This is a genomic window from Pseudomonas sp. HLG18 (assembly GCF_051903985.1).
In the GTDB taxonomy this organism is placed as follows: domain Bacteria; phylum Pseudomonadota; class Gammaproteobacteria; order Pseudomonadales; family Pseudomonadaceae; genus Aquipseudomonas; species Aquipseudomonas fluorescens_BT.
The window spans coordinates 1,303,970-1,330,262 of record NZ_CP195831.1 but is presented as its reverse complement, the minus strand read 5'-3'; the positions used below and the strand labels follow the sequence as shown (position 1 = coordinate 1,330,262).

Sequence of the window (26,293 nt, the reverse complement as noted above, 5' to 3'; positions counted from 1 at the left end):
CACTCACCTCCCCTCGCTTAACCGATGTCGGCAGCACGTTTGACCGCCGCGCGGATTCTTGGATAGGTGCCGCAGCGGCAGATGTTGCCGGAGAGCGCCTGATCGATGTCGCTGTCGGTGGGTTTGGGGATTTTCGCCAGCAATGCGGCGGCGGACATGATCTGTCCGGACTGACAGTAGCCGCACTGCACCACGTCCAGCTCTGCCCAGGCCTGTTGCACCGGGTGCGAACCGTCGCTCGACAGGCCTTCGATGGTCAGGATTTTCTGGCCATGGGCGACAGCCGTGGCCGGCGTGATGCAGGATCGCAGCGGCGCGCCATCGACATGCACGGTGCAGGCACCGCACTGGGCCATGCCGCAGCCGAACTTGGTGCCGGTCAGGTGCGCGACATCGCGCAGGACCCAGAGCAACGGCATGTCCGCGGGGACATCGAGCTCCTGATCCTTGCCATTGATGTTCAAGGTCAGCATCGGGGATTTCCTCAGACTCACGGTGTTCTGAAGGGGCATTGCGACAGCATTCGATGCCGTGCACGCCTCGGCTTATCCCTTTCAGCTAAGCGCATTTTGCCCCGACGACCAGCCGCCGCGACCACCGGTCATGCCGCTCCGTTCGGGAATTCATCGACCAAAGTGCCGACTTTGCTCCTACAGTTGATTCCGGCTATCACCGCAAGACGTGCCTTTTCACATTTTCCAGGAGTCGCGAACATGGGCTATGTCACAACGAAAGACGGCGTCGAAATCTTCTACAAGGACTGGGGCCCGAAAGACGCCCCGGTAATCCACTTCCATCACGGCTGGCCACTGAGCTCGGACGACTGGGATGCGCAGATGCTGTTCTTCCTTGCACAAGGCTTTCGCGTGGTGGCCCACGACCGACGGGGTCACGGGCGTTCGAGCCAGGTCTGGGACGGCCACGACATGGATCACTACGCCGACGACGTGGCGGCAGTGGTCAATCATCTGGGGACACAGAAAGCCGTGCACGTCGGCCACTCCACCGGTGGCGGCGAAGTCATCCATTACATCGCCCGGCATGGCGAGGATCGGGTCTCCAAAGCCGCAATCATCAGCGCCGTGCCGCCGCTGATGGTGAAAACCGAGAGCAATCCGGGTGGTCTGCCGAAGTCGGTGTTCGACGATCTTCAGGCGCAATTGGCAGCCAATCGTGCGCAGTTCTATCACGACGTGCCGGCCGGTCCGTTCTATGGCTACAACCGGCCGGGCGCCAAGCCTTCGGAACCCGTCGTGCTCAACTGGTGGCGCCAGGGCATGATGGGCGGCGCCAAGGCTCACTATGACGGTATCGTCGCGTTCTCGCAGACCGACTTCACCGAAGACCTGAAAGACATTTCGATTCCGGTGCTGGTGATGCACGGCGATGACGACCAGATCGTGCCGTATGAAGACTCCGGTGTGCTCTCGGCGAAACTGCTGAAGAACAGCACGCTGAAGATTTATCCGGGCTTCCCCCACGGCATGCCGACTACCGAGGCGCCAACGATCAACGCGGATCTGCTGGCCTTCATTCGCGGCTGACCCTATTGGCCGGGGTCAGGCACCAGGCCTGACCCCGGCTATGCTTCGGTTCGTTCCGTTCCCTCGCGGTCACGCACGTAATGTCTGGCCAATGGAAAGGCCGGCAGCCACGACGCGCCGCACAAGCAACCGCCAGTCAGTCGATCCATGGCACACCTCCCGCAAAATGGAATATCCGGTGAGTGAAATAGCAGCGCCATGGGGGAACGCTTACAATCGTGGCCCATTACCACCATTCAGACAGACCACTCCCTTCATGGCGCTCGACCCCCTTACGATGTTGACCATTTCCACCGCACTGGCAGCGGCGGCCGCCCTTTACCTGGCGGTCGAATGGCGCAGCATCCGCGAATCCTCGTTGCTGTTCTGGAGCGCCGGTTTCGCCACCATCACCGTCGGTTCGAGCCTGGCCCTGCTGCGCGCCAACGGTTATCCATTGATTGGCATCTGGTTCGCCAACGGCTTGCTGGTCGTTGCGCACTGGCTGTTCCTGCTGGGCGTCGCGCGGTTTACCCAGCGGTCGCTATCGCGAGCCTGGTACTTGATGTTCCTCGTGTGGCTGGCGTTGCTGCTGTTACCGGAAGATCCCTCGTGGTCGAAGATCATGCTGGTGGCCAACTCGCTGCTGGTGGCCTTGTTGATGGTGCGAGCCAGTCTGTTGCTGCGTCCGCACGGCAAGTCGCTGAGCATCGGTGCCGTGCAACTGCGTTATGTGCTGTTGATCCACGGCGTGTTCTATTTCACCAAGGCGATCATCGCGGTGATTCCGGGCACGCTGATCGATCTGGCGTCGCTGCGCGGCGAGATCATTCAGATCTCTCTGGTCGAAGGCGCGATGGCAATCATGCTGATTGCGCTGTCGATGACCGGCACCGAGCGCTACCGCCGGGAGAAACAGATCGCCGAACTGGCCGCCCGGGATCCGCTGACCGCGCTGTACAACCGCCGCGCCCTCGAAGTCAGCGCACCGCGCCTGCTCGGGGAAGTCTCCAGCGCCCGCCCCGGCGCCCTGCTGCTGATCGACATCGACAACTTCAAACTGATCAACGACTTGTATGGCCACACCGCCGGTGACCGCCTGCTGATCTCGCTCAGCGAAATGATCCGCTCGCAGCTGCCTCAGGGCGCGCTGGCGGCAAGACTTGGCGGTGATGAATTCGTCATGTTGCTGGGCGATGCTTCCCACGAACAGATCATGGTGCTGGGCAGTGAGCTGCGTGAGCAGTTTCAGGCGCTGACTTCGCAGGCCTACATCACCCCTGAAGCCGTTACCTTGAGCATTGGCGCCAAGGTGTTCGACCAGCCACCGACCAGCCTCGCGGCATTGATCGAACAGGGCGACAGCGCGCTCTACGAATCCAAGCGCGGCGGACGCAACCGGATTCGTCTGGTCGACTGCACCTGACCTATCCTTGCCTGCACCCGCATCCTCGGAGTTCGCCATGTCCTCGCCTGAATCCACCCTCCTCCAGAGCTGGCACCACAATGCCCGGGCCTGGACCGAAGCCATCCGCAGCGGCGCCATCGAGAGCCGCCGGCAAGTCACCGATCAGGCGATTCTGCTGGCGTTGATGGGGCGCCAACCTGAACGTGTGCTCGATCTGGGGTGCGGCGAAGGCTGGCTGTTGCGGGCGCTGGCAGAGCGCGGGATCGAAGTGGTCGGAGTGGACGGCGATGCCACGCTGGTCGAGGCGGCACAAGCGGCGGGATCGTCTCCTGTGCACGTCGCCAGCTATGAAGATCTGGCGGAGGCGAAGGTCGACATCGGCCACGGCTACGACATTATCTGCGCCAATTTTTCCCTGCTGCATCAGGACATCATCCCGCTGCTTGCCGCCCTGAATGCCCTGCTCGTGCCCGGCGGTGCGCTGGTCATCCAGACGCTGCACCCGTGGTCGGTGGCCGCAGGTGATTATCAGGATGGCTGGCGCGAGGAAACCTTCGACGGCTTCAAGGGGCAGTGGCAGCCGATGCCATGGTATTTCCGCACCTTGTCCAGCTGGCTGAATGCGCTGGACATGGCCGGGTTTCAGTTGACCAGCCTGCGGGAGCCGCAACATCCGCAAAGTCCCGTGCCGCAGTCGTTGTTGATGATTGCAGAGCGTCGCGGATAAAAAACTACAGCCTCGGTTTGAGCAGGATCCCGGTGTAATGCCGCAAAAACAGCGCGAACCCCGCGCACCAGAGCACCACGGACAACCCCAGCCCAAGACTGGAAAACGGCACCAGCAACACCCGGCAGCCCGCCGCGATCAATACCAGCGCAAAACCCAGCACCACGGCCTTCGGTGGCTGCAACAGCCGCCCGGTGTGACCGAGGCTGACCCGCGCAATCATCGCCAGAATCAATCCGCCCACGCCGCCAACCGCCAGCGCATGAGTTGCCAGGCTTTGCTGGCCGAGCAGCCCCAGATGCCAAGCCGCCATGGCCCAGATCGCCAGCACCATCCAGCTGTAAGCCAGGTACAGCGACCAGAGCAGCGGCACCCGCCACACCCCGCGATCATGCCAGCGGATCAGCCGCAGTATCTGCAAACTGCCGGTGAGCACGAACAGCGCTGCCAGCCACGGCCGGGGCGAATCGTCAAGACTCGCCGCAAACGTGATCGCCGTCAGCAGACTGCCGATCAACAGCAGCCGTGTGGGTAACGGATGGGCGCTCGGTGCCGGTGGACGGTTCAAGCCACGCTGGATGAAGAACGGAATCACCCGCCCGCCGATCACGGTCATCAGCGCCGCCATCAGCCACAAAGCACCCAGTACGCCTTGACGCTGCAAACCGGCGTCGTCCCTGAAGATGCCGATCAGAGTCAGCGCCTGACAACCCGCCATCAACCCGAGTACCAGCACGATCGGGTAATTGTCGCGTTTGCCCGCAGCGATCAGATCCCGTGCCAGCACCACCGCCAGCAGGGGCAGAAATGCCCATTGCAGCGCGAGGATCAATGCAACGGGCAACGGCAACCACCACGCCATACGTCCGAGCAGCCAGACCGAAACCAACGCAATCAGCGCCCCGCCGCGCACGCCTGGAATCCCGGTCCAGTTGGGCACCGCCGTCAGCAGAAACCCGGCAACGATCGCCACCGCGAAACCGAACGGCATTTCATGCCGATGCCAAGCGAGCATGCCGCCCGCCGGTTGCAGGTCGAACCAGTGGCCGTAAAGCCACAAACCCCAAATCAGAATCGCCAGAGCCGCAAATCCGGCGCCGGCCAGAAACAGCAGCCGAAAGCCCAGGCTGAACACAGGTGCGGTTGCGAGTCTGCGCATCTCAGGCCACCGCCCCTGCCGGGGACTGGCCCAACCGGTATTGTGAAAGCAGGCGCATCACATAGCCGATCTTGATCAGCGTCGGACCGACAATGGTCATGGCGTGCATCGCTACCAGCAACGCAATGGGCATGTGGCCCTGATACAAATAAGCGCCGTAGATCCCGGCCAGCAACATGACCAGGCCGGCGACGAGCACTTTGCTCGACAGATACAGAACGTTCAGAGGACTCTCGAAGAGAGTGAACATGTTTCGTACTCCTGAGCGGATCAGTTTGTACGTAAGGCAATTCAACTTGCGCGCCAGATTTTTAGCCCAGCAATATCAGCCAGTTGCGAAAATACGAGTCAATTTGACATAAATATAAAAGAGTCTTTTTTACACCCATAAAAGTCAATACGACTACACTCGATCCTCACAACAGCCAACCACTCGATCCACGGCACCGCCTGCTGATCACAGACTGACTACGCTATTAATCCAGCGTATCCAACCTGCCGAGGATGACTGCCATGCAACGCTTTCAAAAGCTGACTCCGTGCCTGTGGTTCGACGATCAGGCCGAAGCGGCGGCGAAGTTTTACTGCTCGATCTTCGATCACTCGAAAATCACCGCCCTCACCCATTACAGCAAGGTTGGCCAGGAATTCCACGGTCGCCCGGAAGGCTCGGTAATGACCGTCAGCTTCGAACTCGACGGCCAGACCTTCACCGGTCTCAATGGCGGGCCGGTGTTCAAATTCAACGAGGCGATTTCGTTTCAGGTCAATTGCCAGAACCAGGAAGAGATCGACCATTTCTGGGGCAACCTGTCGGCCGGCGGGCCGGTGGAAGCGCAGCAATGCGGCTGGCTCAAGGACAAGTTCGGCGTGTCGTGGCAGATCGTGCCGGTGGCGTTCATGCACATGATGACCGACCCCGACCAGACCAAGGCCCAACGGGCGATGCAGGCCATGTTCGGAATGAAAAAACTCGACATCGCCGAACTGGAGCGAGCCTTTGCCGGCCAGAGTTGAGCCTCCGGATTCAGTCAACCGTGCATCGGGAATCTTTGTCACCTGTCAGATCTGACAGGTGTCATTGTTCTGTCGTTGTTTGACACTGGTTATTCCTCCATTTGAAGGTATACCGTCATGAACAACCTCATTACAGTGGATTTCGAAGATCAGACCTCACAGGATTTTGCTCCCGGACAGACTTTCACCAGCAACGGGGTACGCTTTCACCTTCTGCCGGCGTCTACAGTCCCGATGTCCATTAAGAAAGCAGGCGGTACGCATGTTAACGGACAAGTCTTGATCATTCGCACAGGTATAGTGGACATTGACCTGGACGAGCTGCGAATCAGCTTGAGCTTTTGGTTTTCAAACGCCGCAAAAGGAATGACTGTGCGTTTTTTTGCGCAGGATGGTTCAAAGATCGTCGAGTTCAATGAACCTGCGCATGGTGCTGGCGAGAAGTCATTCGGGTACACCATCCAACGTCCGTTTACAAAGGTTCAGATCGCAGTCCCCGGTGATAGTGTGTACATCGATGAGCTGCGATTCACGAAATAGCGCTGACTGGCTAACGGCAGTCAGCACTCGCTAAACTCAAGCCCGACTGCCGGGAACCTCAACAATGAAACACACTGCCGCCAAAAACCCTGAACAAGCCCCGCGCTTCTGGCGCGACGACGCCCTGCCCTTCATCGAGGCCCGGGCCATCGCCGATGGGCGCGAGGTCTGTTATTCCCGACATTCACACGCGCATTTTTCCATCGGGGCAATCACCGCCGGGCGTAGCACCTATGTGCATGAGCAATCAACGTTCGAAGTGGCAGCCGGCACCGTGGTGCTGATGAATCCGGGGGACGTACACGCGTGCAACCCGATCGATGATCTGCCGTGGTCGTATCTTATGCTGTATGTGGAAACGCCGTGGCTGACGGACTTGCAGCATCAGTTGGATTTCAGTGTAGAACTTGAGTTTCGGCGGTTTTCCGATACCCATTTGAATGACGCTCGCCTGTTTCGCGACTTGAATGCGTTGTACGCGGTATTGGTCGACGATCAGCAAGACGTGCTGCGCAAACATAGCGCAGCGGTGGAATTTTTCACCGATCTGCAACTGCGCCTGAACCCCATCGAACAACCGTTGCGCGAACCAAACTTCAAACTCGAACGCGCCGCCGACTTCATCCGCCAACACTGCACCGACTTGCTCAGCCTCGACGACATCTGCGCCGCTGCCGAGCTGTCACCGTCCTACCTGATCCGCGCCTTCAAACAACACTTCGGCATGACGCCCCATGCGTTTTTGGTCAACCAGCGCATTCAGTTTGCCCGCGAGCGACTGAGGCGCGGGCAGTTGATTGCGGATGTGGCGCTGGAGGCGGGGTTTGCCGATCAGGCGCATTTTCAGCGGGCGTTCAAGCAGCATCTGGCGGTGACGCCGGGGCAGTATCGGGGTTGAATCTGAAGGTATCGGGTATCAAACTTGCGGCCACATCACCTGACTTGATCAGTTCGACTTCAGCCTTGTGACATCTCGCCCCGAAAAGAACAAATCATGGGGACCTGCAGGGGACTCATCGAACAGCCGCATCTCAAGAAGCTCCTCCTTAGAGTCGTACGTCCGAAAGATAAATTTAGCGGTAATTAACGAAACGCCCGAGTGTGCTCCAACACGAAATGAAGAGCAGGCTGACTTGAAGTCTAAACGCGTTGTGCCTGTACGATTCATCACGGCATGGAGCATCTTGCCGCTAACAACCGGTGAGCGATCTCCTCTCGAATACCGTTGCGTAACATCAATCATGTTTCAAACAATATGAAACAAGAGAATCCAGCCCCCACCCAAACATCACCAACCATCAGCATATTTACGACATCCAGAATAGATTTACTTCAACCCTCACACGCCCCCTCATTCAAAAAACACTTCCATACACAACTTCAACAACACTTTTTTGATCATTCGCTTAATCTCGGCACCTGCCCATTAACACTTACAAAGCCGAACTTATTCAATGCAAACAGACATTTCAAAACTTGACGCCGATTTAGATGAACAACAAAAGCAGAGCATTATCGACACTCTCACTCACTTTATTGAAAGTCCATACGCTGTAGAGCAACTTGCCTGGGATTGGGATCGTATCCAGGCCCCCATGGTGGAAGGTTCTCTGTTTTCCAGGGCCCATCGAAGCGCCAGTGTTTCCTTGTCGATTCTGCTTCGGCGCGCCGGTTTTTCCGAGATTCGCGAACGGCGCTCGATTCCCGCACACGCCATCTTTCTGGTAGACGAAACAGGCCGTCTTTATTTTTCCTTTCCAAATCTCGTCGGCAACGCAAACGAGCCTGCTACACCCTATGTGTCGCCTCGGGACATTACCGCGGACGTCACCGGCCTGGCGGGTTTCAGCGAAGATCTGGCCGCGCTGGCCCGTATCGCCAGCCTGTGTGGAGGCTGGATAACGACGGGGGGAACCCTGCTCATTGGCCAATGGTTGCGCTTCCAACAGCTGCACATTCCCGCCGGCGAAGAAGAAACTCGTTTACTGCTCGATCTGTTGCGTTTCTCCCGACTGCCTGACGCCCCCCGACATGCAAATTACTGGCAAGTGCTGGACGCTCCTGCCGACTCCCCTTACAGGCTCGATGAAAATAGCCGTGCCATCATCGGGCAAGTCACCGAACGCTACACGGGCGGGGAAATGTCCCTGGTCGCGGACTTCGGCAACCACCTGTTGCTGGAAAACACTTCGTCGGACAACCTGAAAACCAGCCAGAACTACCGTTTGCAGCGACTGACGGACATTGCTGTCTGGGCTTCTGCCGAGGCTCGAGAGTACATCAATGCACTGGGCTGGTTTCCCGACTCGGGAACACCTCCACCGACGGCGCTCATCGAGCAATTGCTGATTGCCGCCATGCTGCTGGACCTGGATCCGGAACTGGATATCGCATCCACCCACTTCGCCGGCTTCGATCTTTATGCCAAGGAGTTTCTGCACCTGCATCCAGCCCAGGTGCGAACGCGACTGGAAAAGCACCTGATCGAAGCGCTGCAATTGAATAGGCAGCTTGCCCCCTTGGTCGCACAATGGGTTCTGGGCGGCATGGCTCCCGAATATCAGTTTGCGCACTGGCCGAGCGAGATGCGCCTGGGAACACCGGCCTGGGTGGTTGGCTGTCAGACGCTCCATCTGGTCGAGTCGCTGATTCCGGGCTGCACCCGCGACATGACCTATCAACATTTGATGGGGTTTGGCCAGTCCGTCAAGGCGATGCCGCAACTGGCAGCGATGCAGGCTCCCTTCTCGGTCGATCCGGTGGTGACCTGGGCACTGATGAACGGGGTCATCGCCCGCGACAGCGACAATACCGTAAACGAAGCGGCCATCACGCATGCCTGCGATGAATATGCCCGCTACACGGACAAGATGCTGAGTGCCATCAAGGCCCTGAGCAGCCCTCTCCCTGACCGCAAACAACTGGCGCTGAACGAATTGAAAGCCCGGTTTCCCGACTGCGATCCGGATGAGCAGTTGGTCAAGCACCGGGGCAGTGGCGGCGGTGGCGGACGCAGGGTTTCCGTACTTGATCTGTATATGGGCGATGAACTCCACACACGTGACTGGGATCGTGTCAGAGGTCAGAGTATCTATGAGTCATTTCCCGATCTGGAATATCTGTTCCCTGTTTCCGAACTTTACGACCCTGCCGTCCAGACCTACTTCGACAACATCACCGGCGCACTGGCGAGCAATATCGAGTTTGCACTTTCGCAACTTTCTTCCCGACTTGTACCCGAGATTGAATATGGAGCCATCGGTATATACAGCGTGCAGAAAATAGACTATCGACCAGAGTCTCCGTCCGCTCGTCCGGGGGTCACCATTCCCGCAGCAGAGTTGCCCGGAGAAACCGGGCGTTACGGCGTCATTCTCTGTGCCCAGTACCTGCAAAACAAAATTGCGTGCTTTGAGTTGTTTCCCATGCGGATGGAGTGTCGTGAAAATCCTGAACTCGAGGCGTTCCTGGCACCTCTCGTATCAGGCGACTACTTCAATCTCGACACACAATTCGCCAATAAGAAGAAACTGGAAAAAGTCCCCGTTGACCTCCAGGCCTATCTGCAGAATGTGGCACCGAGAAATGGCATCCAATCCCGGCTGTACCTGCGCAAGATCGGTCAGTTGCGCACGCCCACCGGAGATGCGGATGCGGACGCTCCGACGACACTCCTGCGTTCGCCACGCAAAGAGGCCCTCGGCAGGCTCGTGGCCGAAAAAAACCCACATTTAACACAAAGCGAAATACATCGGCTGGGCCTGCATCAAAGTGACCGGGAACGAGCGATTGAAAAGACCGATGCCATTTTCCAAGTCATTCTCAACATGATCATTCCATTCAAGAGTTGTGTTGAGGGACTTTCCTCGGGGGACCCCAAAAAGCAAGGCCCGGCCATTCTCGACTGCATCGTGGACGCCGCAGTACTGCTGATGACCTTTGCAGCCTTGCCCGCGGGGGTCGCACTGAGCGCCAGCAAAGCCTCGTCCCTGACCACCCGACTGCTTGCCGGATCTCGAGTGCTTGCGAGCACGACATTGAGTCTGTTCAACCCTTTGAGCGGGCTCCCCGATTTGATCAAGGGCGGCGGAAAACTGATCGGCCGAGGCATTTCGAAACTCGGCGGTCACACCGCCACTGCCCTGCGCAAGACCCATCAGCATCTGCGCTATCTGACGGGTGCCAACACCTACGACCTGATCAAGGCCATCGATCACACAGGCTCGGCTGCCCAAGTGCGGATGTCCTTGGACACACTGTCCCACGGGCGAGCACTGCTGAAAAACGACACTATGGAGACCGTCCAACAGGTTGTCTCGCACTTGAGCGACAAACACTTCAAATTACCCGGCAATGTGGCCGAAACAGAATGGCGGCATCTGGTGAATAACGCGGTCAAGGAAACAGCGTTTCAATCAAAACAGGCAGGCAATCTGGAGTCTCTGATCGGGCGACAGGCACTGGATGAACTGACACAAGCATTCATAAAGGGCCATCCGGTCCCGTTCAACAACGTACACGGCACGGCACAAAGTTACACCGAAACACTGGCTGTCCTTTATGAGCTTGAAAGCAAAAAAGCCCGGTACATGCAGGGCTATCAGCAGGACATACTGAAACTGGATCTGGGCAGGGCGCCCTACAGCGACGTGATGCCGGAAGCCCTCTTCAATCGCCTGGGCTATACCGATCCATCACAAAGAGCGACCGCGTGGATGTTGAACGGCTCGACCTCCAGCGGCAATGACTTCGACAATATTCTTGGCGTGCTGCGCGAATACACCAGCAACAAGGCCTCCTTGACCGATCCGAATGTGATCAGGGAAATCCATCGCAAACTTGTACCGGATGCCGTTGGCCGAGTGCGCGATGCGGGGGCCCCGACCAAATATGGAAGCAGCCCGACCGGCTTCGCCTTGCTGGAGCAGCATTTGAAGCATCTGGACGTAAACCATCAGCACTTTGACAAACACCTGCTCGCGGCAGTCGTCGGTTTCCAGGGCTTTGGGGATGGCAACGGTCGCACCGCCAGTGCGTTGTACTCGATCAGCCAACTGCGCAATAACAGATTCACGCCGATGCCGCCCCATGTATTCCGGGAGCTTAACGGCATATTCTGATGACGCTCGATTGAATGGATTCCAACGCGCCCGTACCCCGTTCGCCGGGGTACGGGTCAGGGCAGCAACAGATACACAGCACTCATCACCAGCAACGCCGCCATTACCCGGTTGAACAACCGCATCCCTGTCGGGTTGCCCAGGTACCCACGCAAGAACGTCCCGACATACACCCAGCACCCCACCGACAGATAACAGATCACCAGATACACCGCCGCAAATTGCCAGACCAGCCGCGCCTCGCCATCGGCGACAAACGCGCCCATGCCCGCCACACAGGCCAGCCAGGCCTTGGGGTTGAGCCACTGCATCACTGCGCCGTAGAGCATCGACGGCGCCCTGCCCGACTCTCCCGTATTCAGCTGACCGTTATCGGTGGCCAGTTTCCAGGCCATGAACAGCAGAAACGCCACCCCGGCCAGTTGCACCACACGGGTCAGCGACGGCCACAGCGTCAGCACTTCGTGCAGCCCCAGCCCCATCAACACCAGCAACAGCACAAACCCCAGCGTCGCTCCGGCCACGTGCCGCTGACTGGCGCGAAAGCCGAACTGCGCGCCGGAGCTCAACGCCACGATATTCACCGGCCCCGGGGTAATGGACGCGGCCAGGGCAAACGCCGCCATCGACACAATCAGACTCATCGCACACCTGCTTCAAATCGAGAGGAACAAGGCGCTCACGGTAACCAGCGCCCTGCCCTTGGGTATTGAACGAAATTACCCTCGCGCCTGCAGACCCACTACGCTCTACCTCAGTGACCACTCTCGACCAGGAAGTCGCCCTCCATGATTCTGATTCTGCTGCCCTGCGCCGATTACGACCCTACCGAAAGCAGCGTGCCGTGGCAGGCAATGCGCGACGCGGGCATCGACGTACGTTTTGCCACCCCGCAAGGCTTGCCCGCCCACGCCGATCCACGGTTGGTGAACATCGGTTTCGGCCTGCTGAATTCGATGCTGATGACACGCAAGGCCGATCTGGACAGCTACAAGCAGATGATCGAGTCCGATGCGTTCAAGCAGCCGCTGGCGTATGCCGATGTCGACACGAACCGATTTGACGGTTTGCTGATTCCCGGCGGTCATGCCGAAGGCATGCGCACATTGCTGGAATCCAAGCAGGCCCAACAGATCGCCCTGCAATTTTTCAAAGCCGAAAAACCCGTGGCGGCGGTGTGTCATGGCGTGCTGTTGCTGGCCCGCACGCTTGATCCCGACACCGGGCGTTCGGTGTTGTTCGGGCGCAAGGTCACAGCATTGCTGGCGGCAACCATGGAGCTGCCGGCGTGGCTGATGACCGCCGCGTGGCTGGGGCGCTACTACCGCACCTACAGACAGACAGTCGAGGCAGAAGTGAAAACCGCACTGGCCAGCAAGGCCGATTTCATACGCGGGCCATTCATTGCCAAACGCGACAAGGCAGAGAACTCGCAAATCGGTTTTGTGGTGCGCGACGGCAACCTGCTCACGGCCCGCTGGCCCGGCGACTGCCATCGATTCGCCGGCGAATGGGTGACCCTGCTGCAGGCCACCCGACGCGAACCGGTACTCAGTCCAGACGTGGCACGGTGAAGCGGAACTCGCTGCCCTGCCCCGGCTCGCTCTCGGCCACGATCTGCCCGCCATGGGCCTCGACGATGCCCTGCGTGATGTACAGCCCCAGCCCGGTGCCGGTCGGATTTCCCTCCTTCACCGTCCAGTAACGGTCGAACACGTGCGGCAAGTGATCCTTGGGAATGCCTTCGCCGCTGTCGCGTACCGTGAAGACGATCTCATCACCTACCGACTTGGCATACACGTCGACCGTGCCCAGACGCGGCGTGAACTTGATCGCATTGCCCACCAGATTCGACAGCACCTGGAACAGCCGTTCGGGGTCGGCATGAATACTCAGATCCGGATCGGCCTCGAACGAGATGCTGATGTCCTTGTCCAGCGCCAGCGGCGCGAGCAGTGACTGCGCCTCTTCGAACATCTGCGCGACATCGAGTTTCTGCGGCGCGATGGTGTAGCGCCCGGCGTCGATTTTCGAGGTATCGAGCAAATCCTCCAGCAGCGTGTTCATGCGTCCTGCGGCTTGCTGCATGGTGTCGATGGCAGTGGAGATGCGCCGCGAAGTGTGCGGGCCGTCGGAGCTGAAAGCCTTTTGCATCATGCCGCACAGCATCGAAATAACGGTCATCGGGTTGCGCAGGTCGTGGGACACCACGGCCACCAGCTCATCGCGGGCACGCACTGCTTCCTGCTCGCGGCGCACCTGACGGGCCAGGTCGTTTTCCAGGGCCGAACGACGCAAGTCGTTGGCGGCGAACAGGTCGCCGTGGCTCCACTTGGTGGAGATTCCGGCCATTTCGACCTTCCAGATTTCGAACGAAGTACGCGGCCGCAGGCGCAGGCCGGCGTCGGAGTTCTCCAGATCCAGCGGCTTGCGCGGGTCGCCACTCCAGTTGATGTTCTCTTTGACTTCGGGGCGGAACCACAGCACGCCGTTGTCCACGGGTTTTGGCAGGCTCATGGCGAGCACGCCGCTGGCAACTTGCTGATAGTGCGCGGCCGGCGGATAGACGCTGGCCAGATGATGACTGGCAAACACCGGCTCGCCGCGCTCCTGCAACCATTTGTGCAAAGCGCGAATCTCTTCCGGCTCCGGGCAATTGCCGTAACGGTGCAATTGCTTGTCTTCGATGATCGCGATGCCACCGGCATTGGCCAGCGCCATCAGGACCTGCGGCTGATTGGCCAGGCCATCGAAGACGTTCTGTGGCGAATCGATCATTGCCTGATTGAGCAACGCCAGCGCCTCGACCTTTTCCTCCCGTTGGCGGCTGACTTCCAGCGCTTCCATCGCGCTGATCTGCAGCGACAGCACCTGGCCGATGGTCTGGCATGCGGTGCGCAACTCGTGCGGCACGTGCAGCGGCTGACGGTTGCCGCAACTGATCAGCCCCCAGAGCCGGTCGCCCTTGAGAAGAGAAATGCTCATCGAGGACAGCACGCCCATGTTCTTCATGTACTGGCAGTGGATCGGCGACACGCTGCGCAACGTCGCGAAGCTCAGGTCCAGCGGGGTCTGGGTGTCCGGGCGCAGCTTGGGCACCAGTGGCACCGGCTGGTAATCGGCATTCGGGATGATCCGCAGCCAGTTGGTGCGGTACAGCTCGCGGGCCTGCTCGGGAATGTCGGAAGCCGGGAAAAACAAACCGTTGAAGACTTCCATCGACGGATCGGACGCTTCGGCGATGACCTGACCGTGGCCCTCCTCTTCGAAGCGATAGATCAGCACCCGGTCGTAACCGGTCATGGCCTGGATTTCCTTGACGCTGATGTCGTACAGCGCCTGCAGGCTCTTGGCCTTCTGCAGGCGCGCGAGCATCCGCCCCAAGTGGGTTTCGGTGCCGGCGACGTTGCGGGGCTGGAAGTTCTCGACGTGGATTTCCAGTTCCAGAATCAGCACATCCTGATGCCGGTGCAGCAAGCCTTCGAACGCGGTGCCGTTGAGACGAAAGTGCAGCGGTGGCGCGTCGGACAAGGCCGGCTGTTGCAAGGCCTCGCGAACCTGTGCAGCGTGGGCGCCTCCGATCAGGCTTTGCAGTGGCTGGCCGATCAGCTCTTGCGCCGGACGGGCGAGCAACGTTTCGACGTTGGCACTGATCTGGATGATCGAAAGGTCCGGCTCGCTCAAGGTCAGCAGCAAACCGTGGGGCTGGATCGCGCCGGGAAAGCGGATCGGCTCGTCGGCGCAGTTGGCCAGCAACTCTTCAAAGGCTTCTTTGTCTTGCGGGGTCATACCAGAACCTCCTGGCTTTCGAGCCAGCGCTCGAAACAGCTGAATGTGGTGTGGGCGGCCGTCACGACGATTTCGCGCTCGTCGGCGTGCATCGGGCGGCTGCCCAGGTATTCGATGAAATCGCGCCAGCGCCGGCCGGTGGCAGCGCCGTAAATGTCCAGAAACGCTGCGCCGTTGTCCGCGCCCAAGCCCAGTCGCGCGGCGATTTCCCGGCGCAGGATCTGCCCGCCGAGGGTCGCGCCTTCCAGCACGTACAGCACGCCCAGGCACGCAGCAGCGGAGTCGATGGCGGGCAACTGACAGCAGAGCGAAAAGTCCCCGGCATTTGCGCCCAACGCCTGCAGATCGCGTTGCAGGGTCGGGGTCTTGAGGCGCGAGACCAGATCGAAATCGGCGGGGATCGCGCCGCTGTCCTGCAATGCGTTTTCCAGTGGCTGATAGAAGCCGTAATAGGCGCGAATCAGTCGCTCGAAAGCCTGCAGATCAAGGGTGTCGGAGAAGAAAGGAAGGCGTTTTTCCAATGCAATGTGCAGTTCGGCGGTGCCGGCGCGCAGATCCTGCAACACAGGTGGTACATGAACCTCGCGGGCCTTTGCTTGCATGTAGGTCGCTCGTACTGTGGGCCGCCTGGGGCCATGGGTGATGGAAAAGCTTGGCGCGAAATCTTACACGGCAATTGTCCTTTCTGACCCGGCAGATGGTTTTTTCTGGCGGATTCATCACCCTGTGACGGTTTCAGAGTTGACAGGGCGGCGGAAAGTTCGAACGGATTACGCCCGAAAATCGCTGTACCGTGACTCCGCAGCCTGACTGTACGGTTCCGGCCTGCCGCCAGCATGATAAAAATAGCCGTCCCGCCACCGGAGCCCGCGCCATGGATCTCGCCACCCTTTCCCTGTTTCTGCCCGCCTGTTTTGCCTTGAACATGGCGCCCGGCCCGAACAACCTGCTGTCGGTCAGCAACGCCACCCGTTACGGCTATCGTCGCGCCTGCGTGGCCGGGGTCGGCCGATTGCTGGCGTTCGCCGGGATGATCGCCCTCGCGGCGGCGGGGCTGGCGGTGGTGCTGCAAACGTCCGAGTTGCTGTTTTATGGAATCAAGATTGTCGGCGCGGGGTATCTGTTGTATCTGGCGTGGCAGCTGTGGCGGGCCAATCCGGCCGCCGAAGATGCCGTTGCAGCGCCGGCGAACGGACTTCTGGCCCTGGCGCGTCAGGAGTTTCTGGTGGCCGCAGGCAATCCCAAGGCAATCCTGATCTTCACCGCATTCCTGCCGCAATTCGTCGACCCGAACCGCGCCATCACCCCGCAGTTCATGCTGCTGGGGGTGCTTTTCCTGTTGCTGGAATGGATCGCCATCAGCGCCTACGCCTACATGGGCCTGCACATGCGCCGCTGGTTCGCCGAGCCGCGCGGCAAACGGATTTTCAACCGTTGCTGCGCGGGGCTGCTCTCGGCGGCGGCTTCGGTGTTGCTGATGGCCAAACGGGCCTAGGCTTCGGACGGACCTTTGAGTTCGACCTGATTGCCGTCCGGGTCCAAGCAATACAACGACGGGCCGTTGCCCTCGGCGCCAAAACGAGTGGCGGCCTTGTCGACGGTCAGGCCGCAGGATTGCAAATGACTGATCAAAGCCTCTTCATCGAAAGGCTCGATGCGCAGGCAGAAATGATCGACATTGCGCCGCTCGCTGCCGGCCGCGGCGCCGCCCTTGCGGCCGATTTCCCCTTCGAGGTCGACCAGATCGATCATCGACGTACCGGCGCGCAGGTGCACCAGACCGAACTTTTCGTTGCGCTTGACCACTTCGGCGCCGAAGACCCGGTCGTAGAAATCAATGCTGCGTTGCAGATCGGCGACGCGCAGCACGATGTGATCGATGTGGTGAATCGTGAACGGTGGCATACCTTTATTTCCCGAGTTGTAGCGACCCGATCACTGTAGTGCAGCGGCCCGAAAATTCACTGTCGATTTTTCGGTGGAGCCATCGAATAACTGGTTTTATCCTCGGCCCATGAACATACAGACCGCTGTCCTGCCGCCCCACGCCGAAATGGTTCGCGCCATGCTCGAACGCGACACTGCCTACGAAGGCGTGTTCTTCACGGCTGTGAAAACCACCGGGATCTTCTGCCGCCCAAGCTGCACGGCGCGCAAGCCGAAACCGCAGAACGTCGAGTTCTTTGCCCACGCTGACGAATGCCTGTCCGCCGGTTATCGCGCCTGTTTGCGCTGCAAACCGCTGGATGCCGCAGCCATCGCCCCGGACTGGGTGCAACGACTGCTCAAGGCCGTGGACGCCGATCCGGAGCTGCGCTGGAGCGATGCGCAATTGCTCGCCGAAGGCATCGAACCACTGAAGCTGCGACGCTGGTTCAAGCAGCATTTCGGCATGACTTTTCATGCATGGCTGCGCACCCGTCGGCTCGGCGTGGCGCTGGGCGGGATCAAACAAGGCACGTCCATCGACCACGCGGCGTTCGATTCCGGCTATGAATCTCTCAGCGGTTTTCGCGATGCATTCCAGAAGTCATTCCACATCACACCAGGACGCGCAGCGACCAGCGAACCGCTGCTGTTCACCCGGCTGACAACGCCGCTGGGGCCGATGATCGCCATGGCCGAGCAACGCGGACTGGTGTTGCTGGAGTTTCTCGACCGCCCGGCGCTGACCCGGGAAGTCGAAGAACTGCAGAACCGCTACGGCTATGCAGTCGCACCGGGGCACAACGCGCATTTGCAGCAGATCGAAAACGAACTGGCGCTGTATTTCGCCGGCAAGCTGAGCGAGTTCAGCGTGCCGCTGCACCTGCCCGGCAGCGAGTTTTCCCGGCAGGTCTGGGCCGAACTGCGGCAAATCCCCTACGGCCACACCAGCACTTACGGCAGCATCGCCGCACGTCTTGGCAGACCCGGCGCCAGTCGCGCCGTGGGGCTGGCCAACGGGCACAATCGGCTGTCGATCGTGGTGCCGTGCCATCGGGTGATCGGTGCGGACGGCTCGCTGACCGGCTATGGTGGAGGACAACCGCGCAAGGCGTTTTTGCTCAGGCTGGAAAGCGCTGCCGTGCAACTGACGCAACCGCTGGTTTTCTGAGAAATCAACACTCGCGCCCTCAAGGCTTTCAACCATGGCGAAATCAACGGATCACTGAAGTTGCCGAAACCCGACCCCTATCAACCGGCCAGCGAATTTCTGGCCAGCCTCGACGCCGACTGGCAGCGCCACATTGCGGCCATCGGCCCCTGCCTGCATCAACCGCATCCGGCGCGTGATCCCTATGAATCGTTGGTGCGGGCGATTGCCTATCAGCAACTGCATGCCAAGGCGGGCGATGCGATTGTGGGGCGGTTGGTGGGGTTGTTTCCCGGGCAGAGGTTTCCGCGTCCCGAACAGATCCTTACCACGGATTTTGATCGACTGCGCGGTTGCGGGTTTTCGGCGGGCAAGATTGCGACGATTCAGGGGATTGCCCAAGCGACTCTGGACGGCGTTGTGCCGGATTACTCGACTGCGCTGGCGATGGAGGATGAAGCGCTGATTGAACGCTTGGTCAGTTTGCGCGGGGTTGGCCGGTGGACCGTCGAAATGTTGCTGATCTATAGCCTGGAGCGGCCGGATATTCTGCCGGCCGATGACTTTGGGGTTCGCGAGGGATATCGGCGCTTGAAGGGGTTTGAGGTGCAGCCGACGCGCAAGCGGATGATTGAGATCGGGTTGGATTGGAAGCCGTTTCGGACGGTGGCGGCCTGGTATTTGTGGCGAGTGCCAAAAGCGCCCTCACCCTAGCCCTCTCCCGGGGGGAGAGGGAACCGATTCGGGGATGCTTTAGAAATACGCCGACCTGAAATAGCAACTGTGAATCCATAGGCGCCAAGAGGTTTGCGAACCCATAGTTGCCAAGACTTTGGCGAATCCATAGTCGACTCGGTGTTTCAGGTCGATGTATAGCGTAAGACACCTCGGTCGGCTCCCTCTCCCTCCGGGAGAGGGCTGGGGTGAGGGGGAGCTACAGACCCGATTTCAACTTGCTGAACGCCCTCACCAACGCCCGGTTAAACACCTTGCCATTGTCATTCTTGCTGTACAGCGAAGCCCTCACCGCCTCAGGCGGATAAGTCCCCGGATCATTGCGAATCGCCGGATCAATCAACCCGTCCGCCGCCGTGATCGCATTGGCGTAGTGAATGGTGTCGGTGATCGGCGCGATCACTTCAGGTGTCATCAGGTAATCCATCAATGCCAATCCGGCCTCGGGATGCGGTGCATCCTTGGGTATGACCATGGCGTCGAACCAGATCAGCGTGCCCTCTTTCGGAATCCGGTAATTCAACCTGAACGGTTTTTTCGCCGCTTCGGCCTGACCGGCCGCAATGGCGACGTTGCCGTTCCACGACATCGCCACGCAAGTGTTGCCATTGGCCAGGTCGCTGATGTTCAGGTCGTTATCGAAGTAGCGGATGTACGGGCGGATCTTCGCCAGTTGCTGCTCGGCGAGTTTCAGGTCATCCAGGCTCTGGCGGTTGATGTCCAGGCCCATGTACTTCATGACCGCCGCGAACACTTCGTTCGGATCGTTGAGCAGGCTCACCCCGCAATCGGCGAATTTCGACACCACTTGCGGATCGAACAGCATCGCCCAACTGTCCCGTGGCGCCTGCGGCAGGCGCTGCTTCACGGCCTCTTCCTGATAGCCGACACCGGTGGTGCCCCAGGCGTAGATCCCGGCGTAGCGGTTGCCCGGATCGAACACCGCCATATGCTGACGGAATTCGTCTCCGACCCCGGCAAAGTGCGGGAGCTGTTGTTTGTTCAGCGTCTGGATCGCGCCGCTCTCGATAGCCCGCGACAGGTGCTGGCCGGCGGTCAGCACCAGGTCGTAGCCGCTGCGGCCGGTGAGCAGTTTGGTCTCGACGGTCTCCAGCGAGTCGAAGTGATCGGCGACCACCTGAATCCCGGTTTTCGCCTCGAAATTCTTCAAGGTATCCGGGGCCAGGTACTCGCCCCAGATGTACAGATTGACCACCGGTTTCGCCGTTTCGGCAGCCTGCACACACAAGGGTGCAAGCACCAGCAATAACGCTTTACTCAGTTTGTGCAGGCCCATGGTCAGGCTCCTTTTTTCTGGCCGGCGTATTGCGGCATGGTGATGCATGCGACGTTGCCGCCACCGAGCAGGATTTCCCGGGAGTTTTCGATGCCGACGATCCTGTGCTGCGGGAACAGTTCGGCGAGGGTCGCCAGCGCCACCTGATCGTTGCGATCACCGAACAGCGGCACCACGATCGAACTGTTGCCGGCGTAGTAGTTGATGTACGAGGCACAGATTTTGGTGCCGGCCTGGCGTGTGTGGGTGCTGTCCTGCTGATCGAGGCCTTCGGCTTCTTCGGCGGTCCACTCCAGCACATCCGGTTGCGGCAGTTTGTGCACGATCAGCTCGCGGCCACGGCTGTCGCGGGTGCTGCGCAGGATGTCGTAAGCCTCCTGATAGATTTCCCACTGTGGATCGTCGCGGTTGTCGGTCCATTGCAGCACCACTTCGCCGGGCCGGACGAAGCACGCGAGGTCGTCGACATGGCCATCGGTTTCGTCGAACTTGCAACCGCGTGGCAGCCAGATCACTTGCTCGGCGCCGAGGTAATCGGTCAGCCGGCGGGTCACCTCGTCCTTGCCCAGGTGCTGGTTGCGATTGCGGTTGAGCAGGCATTGCTCGGTGGTGAGGATGCTGCCCTGGCCGTCGCTCTGGATGCCGCCGAGTTCGGCAATCAACGGCGCGCGATAACGGTCGAAGCGTTCGATTTCGAGGATCTTGCTGGCGATCTGGTCGTCCTTGTCCCATGGGTAGTAGAGCCCGCCATCGAGGCCGCCGTAGGCGTTGAACTCAAAGTCGACGCCACGCACTTCACCGCTCTGATCGTTGACCACAAAGCACGGGCCGCTGTCGCGGAACCAGGTGTCGTTGCAGCTCATCTCGACCACGCGCACTTGCGGCGGCAACTGGCGGCGGGCGGTGGCGAACTGGGCAGCGGAGGCGCAGACCGTCACCGGTTCGCTGCGGGAGATCGCGGTGACGATCTGCACCCAGACTTTCTGCGCAGGCTTGGCGCCGTTGCGCCAGACATCGGTACGCTCAGGCCAGCCGAGCCAGCAACCGGACTTCGCTTCGAATTCGCCGGGCAGACGGAAGCCGTCCTGTTTCGGGGTGGTGTCGAGCAAACGTGCCATGGTCAAACCTCGTCATCGGGATGGGAATGACCTCAGGCTACGGTCGCGGGCGGTCGACCCGCCAACGATGATTATTTCGGAACAGTTGAATTCAACTCATCAATCCGCCAGTTGATCGTTGAACCATTCCAGCATCTGCGCCACCGCCGGACGCTCCAGCCGCACCCGCTCGCAGACCAGCGCGTATTGGCCCAACGCGGTCATGCTGGAGGTGAACGGCCGCACCAGTCGCCCGTTCTGCAAGTCTTCCTGCGCCGTGAGGTTGTCGCCCATCGCCACGCCCTGCCCTTGCGCTGCAGCTTCCAGCGCGAGCCCGGCGTGGGCGAAATACAACTGACGTTCCGGGCGCAGGTCGCCGGCATGGCCGGTCAGCCAGGCGGTCCAGGTCTTGCCGTCCTGATCATCGTGCAGCAGACAATGCCGGGCCAGGTCCTTCGGAGTTTTCAAGTTGCCCTGGTTGAACAGGCCAGGGCTGCACACCGGGAAGAACTGCAACGCCGGCAATGGGCGAACGAAATACGCGCTGCTGTCCACCGGGCCGGTGCCGTAGGTGATCGCCAGGTCGATGTCTTCGCCGGGCGCCGTGGCGTCGATCGGTTGTTCGTAGAGATGCAAGGTGATGTGCGGATAACGCGCATAGAAATCGGTGAGACGGTTCATCAACCACTTCTGCGCCAGCTCCGTCGTGACCGCCAGCCGCAACACGGCGAGCGAGGACGGATCGCGCAACTCGTCGCAGGCATCACCGATCAGCTCGAAGGCCTGTTGCAGGCTTTGCATCAAGCGCCCGGCGGCGATGGTCGGGCGAATCTGCCGGCCTTCGCGGATGAACAGCGACACGCCCAGTTGCTCTTCGAGCTGGCGGATCTGATGGCTGACGGCGCTGTCGGTGACGCACAGCTCGGCGGCGGCGCGGCCGAAATGCGCGTGACGGGCAGCGCATTCAAAGGTTCGCAGGGCGGCCAGGGAAGGTAGTCGGCGCATGGGTCGGGGTCCCTTTTTTGCGGACATGCTGACCGGGCTTTTCGTAGGCGTCCAGTTGCACCGCGTTATCGTTCATCGCGAGCAAGCCCGCTCCCGCACTTGAAATGAGTTCCAACTGTGGGAGCGAGCTTGCTCGCGATGGCGGCGGCACAGCCGCGACATCTCTTCTAGGCTGAACCGCATCGACAAAAACATCGGAGGCCACCATGCACCTCGAAGGTTCCTGCCACTGCGGCGCGGTTTCATTCACCCTCGACAGCGCCCACCCCTACCCTTATCAACGCTGCTATTGCTCGATCTGCCGCAAGACCCAGGGCGGAGGCGGCTATGCGATCAATCTCGGCGGCGACGCGGCCAGCCTCAAGGTGCGCGGTCGCAAGAACATCACGATCTACCACGCGAAGATGAAAGAAGAAGGCGATACCCGCGCCCACCGCAGTACCGCCGAACGCCATTTCTGCTCGTTGTGTGGCAGCGCTCTGTGGCTGTTCAGCCCGGAGTGGCCGGAGCTGATCCACCCGTTCGCCTCGGCCATCGACACGCCGCTGCCGGTGCCGCCGGAACACACCCATCTGATGCTCGGTTCGAAAGCGCCGTGGGTCGAAGTGCAGGCGAGCGCGAAGGATCAGCAATTCGAGGTCTACCCCGAAGAATCCATCGCCCAATGGCACGAGCGGCTGGGATTGACCCGATAGCCGCCTTCACAGTCTTCGACAGTTTCCCGGCAAGCGGTCTGCACCTTTTAATCGCGCTCAGAACAACTCGCTGAACGGAATGAAACGCAGCGGATCACCCATCTGCAAGGTGCTGTTCTCGGGGATTTCCACCAGCCCGTCGGCCCAGGTCGCGCCGAGCAGAACCCCGGAGCTCTGGTTCGGATAGAGCGCCGCCTGCCCGCCCTCCAGGCGCACCCGCAGGTATTCGCGACGGCTGCCGGGTTTCGGCCAGTCGAACCCGGCGTTGACCGTGAACCTCAACGGCATTACCTCTTCCACGCCTTGAATGCGCAGCAGGTACGGGCGCGCCAGCAGGCCGAACGTCACCAGCGCCGAGGTCGGATTGCCCGGCAGACCGATCACCGGCACTGTACCGAAATGGCCGACCGTCAGCGGTTTGCCGGGTTTGATCGCGAGTTTCCACAGCAGCGGTTTGCCGTTGTCGCGCAGTACCTTGCCGAGGCAATCGGCGTCACCGGCAGACACGCCGCCGGTGGTCAGAATCAGATCGGCCGCCACTTGCAGTTGCTCGAGTTTGAGCCGGGTCTGCGCCGGGCGATCGGGAAGAATCCCGGCGTCGATCACCTCGCAACCCAGTTCGCGCAACCAGTGGTCGAGCAAGGTGCGGTTGCTGTTGTAGATGCTGCCGGGACGCAGTGGCTGCCCCGGTTCCACCAGCTCATCACCGGTCGACAGCAACGCCACCCGCGGACGACGCACCACCGGCAAATGGGTCATACCCTGCCCCGCAGCCACCGCCAGTTCGAACGGGCCGAGGCGTTTGCCGGCGCGCAGCAAGGTGTCGCCGACACGGTTCTCCTGCCCTTGGGCGCGGATGTTCTGGCCGGCTTTCAGCGGTTGCAGAAACCGTACGCGACCGTCCTCCAGCACCTCGACGTTTTCCTGCATCTCCACGCAATTGGCGCCGTGGGGCAACGGCGCACCAGTGAAAATCCGGGCGCAGGTGCCGGGCAGCAAGGCGTCCGGCGCCAGCCCGGCGTAGACCCGCTGCGACACCCTCAACGGCTGGCGATGCAGGTCCGAAAGATTGAGTGCGTAGCCGTCCATGGCACTGTTTGGCCATGGCGGCAGGTCGAGGGTGGCGACCAGATCGCTGGCCAATACTCGCCCGCGCGCCTCATTGAGCGGCACCCGTTCGCTGTCCGGCAGACGTTGTTCGTTGGCCATCGTCAACAGTTGGTCGAGCGCTTCCTCGACCGGCATCAGTCCGAGCGTACTCATCCCCGTGGCCCACAGGCTTGCACCGGTTTGAGGTGCGGGACGAAGTTGCACGGGCGGTGACGGTTATCCAGTTGCTCGGCAAGGATGCCTTCCCACGCCGTGCGGCACGCACCGGTGGAACCCGGCAGGCAGCACACCAGCGTGCCGTTGGACAGGCCCGCCAGCGCGCGGCTTTGTACGGTGGAGGTGCCGATGTCGAGAATCGAGATGGCGCGGAACAGCTCGCCAAAGCCGTCGATCTGCTTATCCAGCAGGCAAGCCACCGCTTCCGGGGTGCTGTCACGCCCGGTGAAGCCGGTACCGCCGGTGATCAGCACCACTTGAATGCCGTCGTCGGCGATCCACTGCGCGACCTGGGCACGGATCCTGTACAGGTCGTCCTTGAGCAGGTTGCGTTCACTCAAGGTGTGGCCCGCCTCCAGCAAGCGGCTGACCAGCAACTGGCCGGAGGTATCGCTGGCGTAATCGCGAGTATCGCTGACCGTCAGCACGGCAATATTCAAGGGAACAAACAAGGCATCCGCTTTAACACTCATGGCACTCTCCGGCATTCGCCAATTCAATTGGACCAGAGCCTAAGTGCCACTTATCAAGACTGTCTAATCACTCTAACCAACCGCACTATCGACCCGCTCTATCGGTCGTTTTTCCAAGAACTTCGACTCCCGTCCGCGCCAATGGAACCGGCCGTCATCGAAACCCTCGATAGCCTCTTAAACGCTTCCGATTGGACGTAAAACGCGATCAGTGGGATCGTCACCCCCTGCGCTTTCCGTGCGCCGTACGCATCTGCGTCAATACTCAATCAAAATTCTCAATCGAGCAGGTGCCATCGTGGACATCAAACAACTCAAGTTCCTGATCGCGCTGGACGAAACCCGTCACTTTGGCCAGGCCGCCGCGCGCTGCCACATCACCCAGCCGACCCTGTCGATGCGCCTGCGCAATCTGGAAGACGAGCTGGATCTGGTGCTGGTCAATCGCGGCCAGCGCTTCGAAGGTTTCACCCAGGCTGGCGAGCGCGTACTGGCCTGGGCCCGCACGCTGCTGGCGGCCCACGACGGGTTGTTCGCCGAAGCGGCTGCCTGCCGGGGGCAACTGGTCGGCAGCCTGCGCCTGGGGCTGGTGCCGCTGAGCAACTTCAATCCGGTCAATTACATTCAGGGTTTGTCCGCGATCTATCCGGAGCTGAAATACAGCCTGTCGTCACTGAGTTCGGACGAAATCATCGAAGGTCTGGGCAACAATCAGCTCGACCTGGGCGTGTGTTATCTGGACCACGTCAACCCGAATTATTTCGATTTCTTCGAGATCGGCGAAACCCGCGTCGGCCTGCTCTACGACACCCGCCACTTCCATTTCGAAGGCCCGGAGATGAGCTGGGAAGACGCCGCCGAACTGCCGCTGGGGATGATCACCACCGGCATGCACTACCGCAAATCCATCGATTTGAGTTTCCGCAGTCGCGGCCTCAATCCGCAGCCGATCATGGAAAGCGACTCGACCTACCAACTGCTGCAGGCGATTCACCAGGGCTTCTGCTGCTCGATCATGCCGCTGGACAGCGGCCTGGAAGAACCGATCGAACATCTGGCCTTCATCAACCTGCCGGATGCCAGCGTGCTCGCGCCGCTGGGGCTGGTGATGCGCAAGACCGAACCGCGCTCGGCGATTGCCGAGAAGTGTTTTGCCGAGGCGCGCAAGATGTTCGGGATCGAGATGCCTGCCGTTTAACACCCCCTCAAGCAACCCTGAAAAGTTGCACTTCGGTGCAACGTCTTCAGGTTCACCCGCAGTGATCGACCAATCCAATCACTGCATCGGAACAAGCGATTGGACGCA

General features: G+C 60.3%; 25 protein-coding genes. 13 read left to right on the top strand and 12 right to left on the bottom strand.

Translation table 11 applies throughout. From position 1 onward, the window contains the following. Window positions 1-17: 17 nt before the first annotated feature. Complete coding sequence (locus tag ACSPX5_RS06185; RefSeq protein ID WP_007956954.1) at window positions 18-473, bottom strand: (2Fe-2S)-binding protein; 456 nt, start codon at window positions 471-473, stop codon at window positions 18-20. Between the two features lie 240 nt (window positions 474-713). Between ACSPX5_RS06185 and ACSPX5_RS06180 the strand changes: the two genes are divergently transcribed. The 3 genes from ACSPX5_RS06180 (at window position 714) to ACSPX5_RS06170 (ending at window position 3,658) form a co-directional block, all read left to right on the top strand. Beyond that, window positions 714-1,544, top strand: a complete 831-nt coding sequence (locus tag ACSPX5_RS06180; RefSeq protein ID WP_439821183.1) for an alpha/beta fold hydrolase — start codon at window positions 714-716, stop codon at window positions 1,542-1,544. A gap of 256 nt (window positions 1,545-1,800) precedes the next feature. Next, a complete protein-coding gene (locus ACSPX5_RS06175) occupies window positions 1,801-2,949 on the top strand; it encodes a GGDEF domain-containing protein (RefSeq protein ID WP_323160972.1) in 1,149 nt (382 codons plus the stop codon). Window positions 2,950-2,986: 37 nt separating this feature from the next. Continuing rightward, a complete protein-coding gene (locus ACSPX5_RS06170) occupies window positions 2,987-3,658 on the top strand; it encodes a class I SAM-dependent methyltransferase (protein ID WP_439821182.1) in 672 nt (223 codons plus the stop codon). Between the two features lie 4 nt (window positions 3,659-3,662). Here the strand turns inward: ACSPX5_RS06170 and ACSPX5_RS06165 are convergent, their stop codons facing one another. Together ACSPX5_RS06165 and ACSPX5_RS06160 are read right to left on the bottom strand one after the other, a co-directional pair. After that, window positions 3,663-4,817, bottom strand: coding sequence for an NnrS family protein (locus ACSPX5_RS06165; RefSeq protein WP_439821181.1), 1,155 nt, complete (start codon window positions 4,815-4,817; stop codon window positions 3,663-3,665). Between the two features lies 1 nt (window position 4,818). Beyond that, complete coding sequence (locus ACSPX5_RS06160; RefSeq protein WP_323160969.1) at window positions 4,819-5,067, bottom strand: transmembrane sensor/regulator PpyR; 249 nt, start codon at window positions 5,065-5,067, stop codon at window positions 4,819-4,821. A gap of 263 nt (window positions 5,068-5,330) precedes the next feature. On the opposite strand from ACSPX5_RS06160, the gene ACSPX5_RS06155 reads away from it, so the two are divergent. The 4 genes from ACSPX5_RS06155 to ACSPX5_RS06140 all read left to right on the top strand — a co-directional run bounded on the left by ACSPX5_RS06155 (window position 5,331) and on the right by ACSPX5_RS06140 (window position 11,494). Continuing rightward, window positions 5,331-5,834, top strand: coding sequence for a VOC family protein (locus ACSPX5_RS06155; RefSeq protein WP_323160968.1), 504 nt, complete (start codon window positions 5,331-5,333; stop codon window positions 5,832-5,834). Between the two features lie 117 nt (window positions 5,835-5,951). After that, entirely contained in the window at window positions 5,952-6,374 is a 423-nt protein-coding gene (locus ACSPX5_RS06150; RefSeq protein WP_439821180.1) for a hypothetical protein, read from the top strand. A gap of 64 nt (window positions 6,375-6,438) precedes the next feature. Beyond that, complete coding sequence (locus ACSPX5_RS06145) at window positions 6,439-7,272, top strand: helix-turn-helix domain-containing protein (RefSeq protein ID WP_439821179.1); 834 nt, start codon at window positions 6,439-6,441, stop codon at window positions 7,270-7,272. Window positions 7,273-7,828: 556 nt separating this feature from the next. Then, window positions 7,829-11,494: a hypothetical protein gene (locus tag ACSPX5_RS06140; RefSeq protein ID WP_439821178.1), complete on the top strand. Its 3,666-nt coding sequence runs from the start codon at window positions 7,829-7,831 to the stop codon at window positions 11,492-11,494. Window positions 11,495-11,550: 56 nt separating this feature from the next. Here ACSPX5_RS06140 and ACSPX5_RS06135 read toward each other — a convergent pair whose 3' ends face one another. After that, a complete protein-coding gene (locus ACSPX5_RS06135) occupies window positions 11,551-12,138 on the bottom strand; it encodes a LysE family translocator (RefSeq protein WP_169429885.1) in 588 nt (195 codons plus the stop codon). 144 nt (window positions 12,139-12,282) lie between these two features. Here ACSPX5_RS06135 and ACSPX5_RS06130 point away from each other — a divergent pair, with 144 nt between their 5' ends. Continuing rightward, entirely contained in the window at window positions 12,283-13,068 is a 786-nt protein-coding gene (locus ACSPX5_RS06130; RefSeq protein ID WP_439821177.1) for a type 1 glutamine amidotransferase domain-containing protein, read from the top strand. On the opposite strand, the gene ACSPX5_RS06125 is transcribed toward ACSPX5_RS06130, so the two are convergent. Beyond that, window positions 13,046-15,283, bottom strand: coding sequence for an ATP-binding protein (locus ACSPX5_RS06125; RefSeq protein ID WP_439821176.1), 2,238 nt, complete (start codon window positions 15,281-15,283; stop codon window positions 13,046-13,048). The genes ACSPX5_RS06130 and ACSPX5_RS06125 overlap by 23 nt on opposite strands. Continuing rightward, a complete protein-coding gene (locus tag ACSPX5_RS06120) occupies window positions 15,280-15,885 on the bottom strand; it encodes a biliverdin-producing heme oxygenase (protein WP_439821175.1) in 606 nt (201 codons plus the stop codon). The genes ACSPX5_RS06125 and ACSPX5_RS06120 overlap by 4 nt, the downstream gene beginning before the upstream one ends. Before the next feature lie 272 nt (window positions 15,886-16,157). On the opposite strand from ACSPX5_RS06120, the gene ACSPX5_RS06115 reads away from it, so the two are divergent. After that, window positions 16,158-16,778, top strand: coding sequence for a LysE family translocator (locus ACSPX5_RS06115; RefSeq protein WP_207866058.1), 621 nt, complete (start codon window positions 16,158-16,160; stop codon window positions 16,776-16,778). On the opposite strand, the gene ACSPX5_RS06110 is transcribed toward ACSPX5_RS06115, so the two are convergent. Further along, the gene (locus ACSPX5_RS06110) at window positions 16,775-17,188 is read right to left on the bottom strand and encodes a VOC family protein (protein WP_439821174.1); all 414 of its coding nucleotides are present in this window, start codon (window positions 17,186-17,188) and stop codon (window positions 16,775-16,777) included. The two genes, ACSPX5_RS06115 and ACSPX5_RS06110, sit on opposite strands and share 4 nt — an antisense overlap. 109 nt (window positions 17,189-17,297) lie before the next feature. On the opposite strand from ACSPX5_RS06110, the gene ACSPX5_RS06105 reads away from it, so the two are divergent. Then, window positions 17,298-18,380, top strand: a complete 1,083-nt coding sequence (locus tag ACSPX5_RS06105; RefSeq protein WP_439821173.1) for a bifunctional transcriptional activator/DNA repair enzyme AdaA — start codon at window positions 17,298-17,300, stop codon at window positions 18,378-18,380. Window positions 18,381-18,440: 60 nt separating this feature from the next. Then, window positions 18,441-19,073, top strand: coding sequence for a DNA-3-methyladenine glycosylase family protein (locus ACSPX5_RS06100; RefSeq protein WP_439821172.1), 633 nt, complete (start codon window positions 18,441-18,443; stop codon window positions 19,071-19,073). Window positions 19,074-19,293: 220 nt separating this feature from the next. Here the strand turns inward: ACSPX5_RS06100 and ACSPX5_RS06095 are convergent, their stop codons facing one another. The 3 genes from ACSPX5_RS06095 to ACSPX5_RS06085 form a co-directional block, all read right to left on the bottom strand. Further along, window positions 19,294-20,391, bottom strand: coding sequence for an extracellular solute-binding protein (locus ACSPX5_RS06095; protein WP_439821171.1), 1,098 nt, complete (start codon window positions 20,389-20,391; stop codon window positions 19,294-19,296). 2 nt (window positions 20,392-20,393) lie between these two features. Next, window positions 20,394-21,509, bottom strand: a complete 1,116-nt coding sequence (aguA, locus tag ACSPX5_RS06090) for an agmatine deiminase (protein ID WP_207866066.1) — start codon at window positions 21,507-21,509, stop codon at window positions 20,394-20,396. 99 nt (window positions 21,510-21,608) lie between these two features. Next, complete coding sequence (locus tag ACSPX5_RS06085) at window positions 21,609-22,493, bottom strand: LysR substrate-binding domain-containing protein (RefSeq protein WP_439821170.1); 885 nt, start codon at window positions 22,491-22,493, stop codon at window positions 21,609-21,611. Window positions 22,494-22,699: 206 nt separating this feature from the next. On the opposite strand from ACSPX5_RS06085, the gene ACSPX5_RS06080 reads away from it, so the two are divergent. Further along, window positions 22,700-23,188, top strand: a complete 489-nt coding sequence (locus tag ACSPX5_RS06080) for a GFA family protein (protein WP_439821169.1) — start codon at window positions 22,700-22,702, stop codon at window positions 23,186-23,188. 57 nt (window positions 23,189-23,245) lie between these two features. Here ACSPX5_RS06080 and ACSPX5_RS06075 read toward each other — a convergent pair whose 3' ends face one another. Both ACSPX5_RS06075 and moaB read right to left on the bottom strand, forming a co-directional pair. Continuing rightward, window positions 23,246-24,451 carry a molybdopterin molybdotransferase MoeA gene (locus tag ACSPX5_RS06075; protein WP_439821168.1) on the bottom strand — a complete coding sequence of 402 codons (1,206 nt, stop codon included), beginning with the start codon at window positions 24,449-24,451 and terminating at the stop codon, window positions 23,246-23,248. Then, window positions 24,448-24,987, bottom strand: coding sequence for a molybdenum cofactor biosynthesis protein B (moaB, locus tag ACSPX5_RS06070; RefSeq protein ID WP_169429872.1), 540 nt, complete (start codon window positions 24,985-24,987; stop codon window positions 24,448-24,450). Before moaB ends, ACSPX5_RS06075 begins: the two co-directional genes overlap by 4 nt. 298 nt (window positions 24,988-25,285) lie before the next feature. Here moaB and ACSPX5_RS06065 point away from each other — a divergent pair, with 298 nt between their 5' ends. After that, the gene (locus ACSPX5_RS06065; protein ID WP_169429871.1) at window positions 25,286-26,185 is read left to right on the top strand and encodes a LysR family transcriptional regulator; all 900 of its coding nucleotides are present in this window, start codon (window positions 25,286-25,288) and stop codon (window positions 26,183-26,185) included. Window positions 26,186-26,293: the final 108 nt, after the last annotated feature.

Bases quoted from the DNA above. Each gene is read 5' to 3' on its own strand.
- ACSPX5_RS06185 (WP_007956954.1), bottom strand. From the start codon at position 473: ATGCTGACCTTGAACATCAATGGCAAGGATCAGGAGCTCGATGTCCCC.
- ACSPX5_RS06180 (WP_439821183.1), top strand. From the start codon at position 714: ATGGGCTATGTCACAACGAAAGACGGCGTCGAAATCTTCTACAAGGAC.
- ACSPX5_RS06175 (WP_323160972.1), top strand. From the start codon at position 1,801: ATGGCGCTCGACCCCCTTACGATGTTGACCATTTCCACCGCACTGGCA.
- ACSPX5_RS06170 (WP_439821182.1), top strand. From the start codon at position 2,987: ATGTCCTCGCCTGAATCCACCCTCCTCCAGAGCTGGCACCACAATGCC.
- ACSPX5_RS06165 (WP_439821181.1), bottom strand. From the start codon at position 4,817: ATGCGCAGACTCGCAACCGCACCTGTGTTCAGCCTGGGCTTTCGGCTG.
- ACSPX5_RS06160 (WP_323160969.1), bottom strand. From the start codon at position 5,067: ATGTTCACTCTCTTCGAGAGTCCTCTGAACGTTCTGTATCTGTCGAGC.
- ACSPX5_RS06155 (WP_323160968.1), top strand. From the start codon at position 5,331: ATGCAACGCTTTCAAAAGCTGACTCCGTGCCTGTGGTTCGACGATCAG.
- ACSPX5_RS06150 (WP_439821180.1), top strand. From the start codon at position 5,952: ATGAACAACCTCATTACAGTGGATTTCGAAGATCAGACCTCACAGGAT.
- ACSPX5_RS06145 (WP_439821179.1), top strand. From the start codon at position 6,439: ATGAAACACACTGCCGCCAAAAACCCTGAACAAGCCCCGCGCTTCTGG.
- ACSPX5_RS06140 (WP_439821178.1), top strand. From the start codon at position 7,829: ATGCAAACAGACATTTCAAAACTTGACGCCGATTTAGATGAACAACAA.
- ACSPX5_RS06135 (WP_169429885.1), bottom strand. From the start codon at position 12,138: ATGAGTCTGATTGTGTCGATGGCGGCGTTTGCCCTGGCCGCGTCCATT.
- ACSPX5_RS06130 (WP_439821177.1), top strand. From the start codon at position 12,283: ATGATTCTGATTCTGCTGCCCTGCGCCGATTACGACCCTACCGAAAGC.
- ACSPX5_RS06125 (WP_439821176.1), bottom strand. From the start codon at position 15,283: ATGACCCCGCAAGACAAAGAAGCCTTTGAAGAGTTGCTGGCCAACTGC.
- ACSPX5_RS06120 (WP_439821175.1), bottom strand. From the start codon at position 15,885: ATGCAAGCAAAGGCCCGCGAGGTTCATGTACCACCTGTGTTGCAGGAT.
- ACSPX5_RS06115 (WP_207866058.1), top strand. From the start codon at position 16,158: ATGGATCTCGCCACCCTTTCCCTGTTTCTGCCCGCCTGTTTTGCCTTG.
- ACSPX5_RS06110 (WP_439821174.1), bottom strand. From the start codon at position 17,188: ATGCCACCGTTCACGATTCACCACATCGATCACATCGTGCTGCGCGTC.
- ACSPX5_RS06105 (WP_439821173.1), top strand. From the start codon at position 17,298: ATGAACATACAGACCGCTGTCCTGCCGCCCCACGCCGAAATGGTTCGC.
- ACSPX5_RS06095 (WP_439821171.1), bottom strand. From the start codon at position 20,391: ATGGGCCTGCACAAACTGAGTAAAGCGTTATTGCTGGTGCTTGCACCC.
- aguA (WP_207866066.1), bottom strand. From the start codon at position 21,509: ATGGCACGTTTGCTCGACACCACCCCGAAACAGGACGGCTTCCGTCTG.
- ACSPX5_RS06085 (WP_439821170.1), bottom strand. From the start codon at position 22,493: ATGCGCCGACTACCTTCCCTGGCCGCCCTGCGAACCTTTGAATGCGCT.
- ACSPX5_RS06080 (WP_439821169.1), top strand. From the start codon at position 22,700: ATGCACCTCGAAGGTTCCTGCCACTGCGGCGCGGTTTCATTCACCCTC.
- ACSPX5_RS06075 (WP_439821168.1), bottom strand. From the start codon at position 24,451: ATGAGTACGCTCGGACTGATGCCGGTCGAGGAAGCGCTCGACCAACTG.
- moaB (WP_169429872.1), bottom strand. From the start codon at position 24,987: ATGAGTGTTAAAGCGGATGCCTTGTTTGTTCCCTTGAATATTGCCGTG.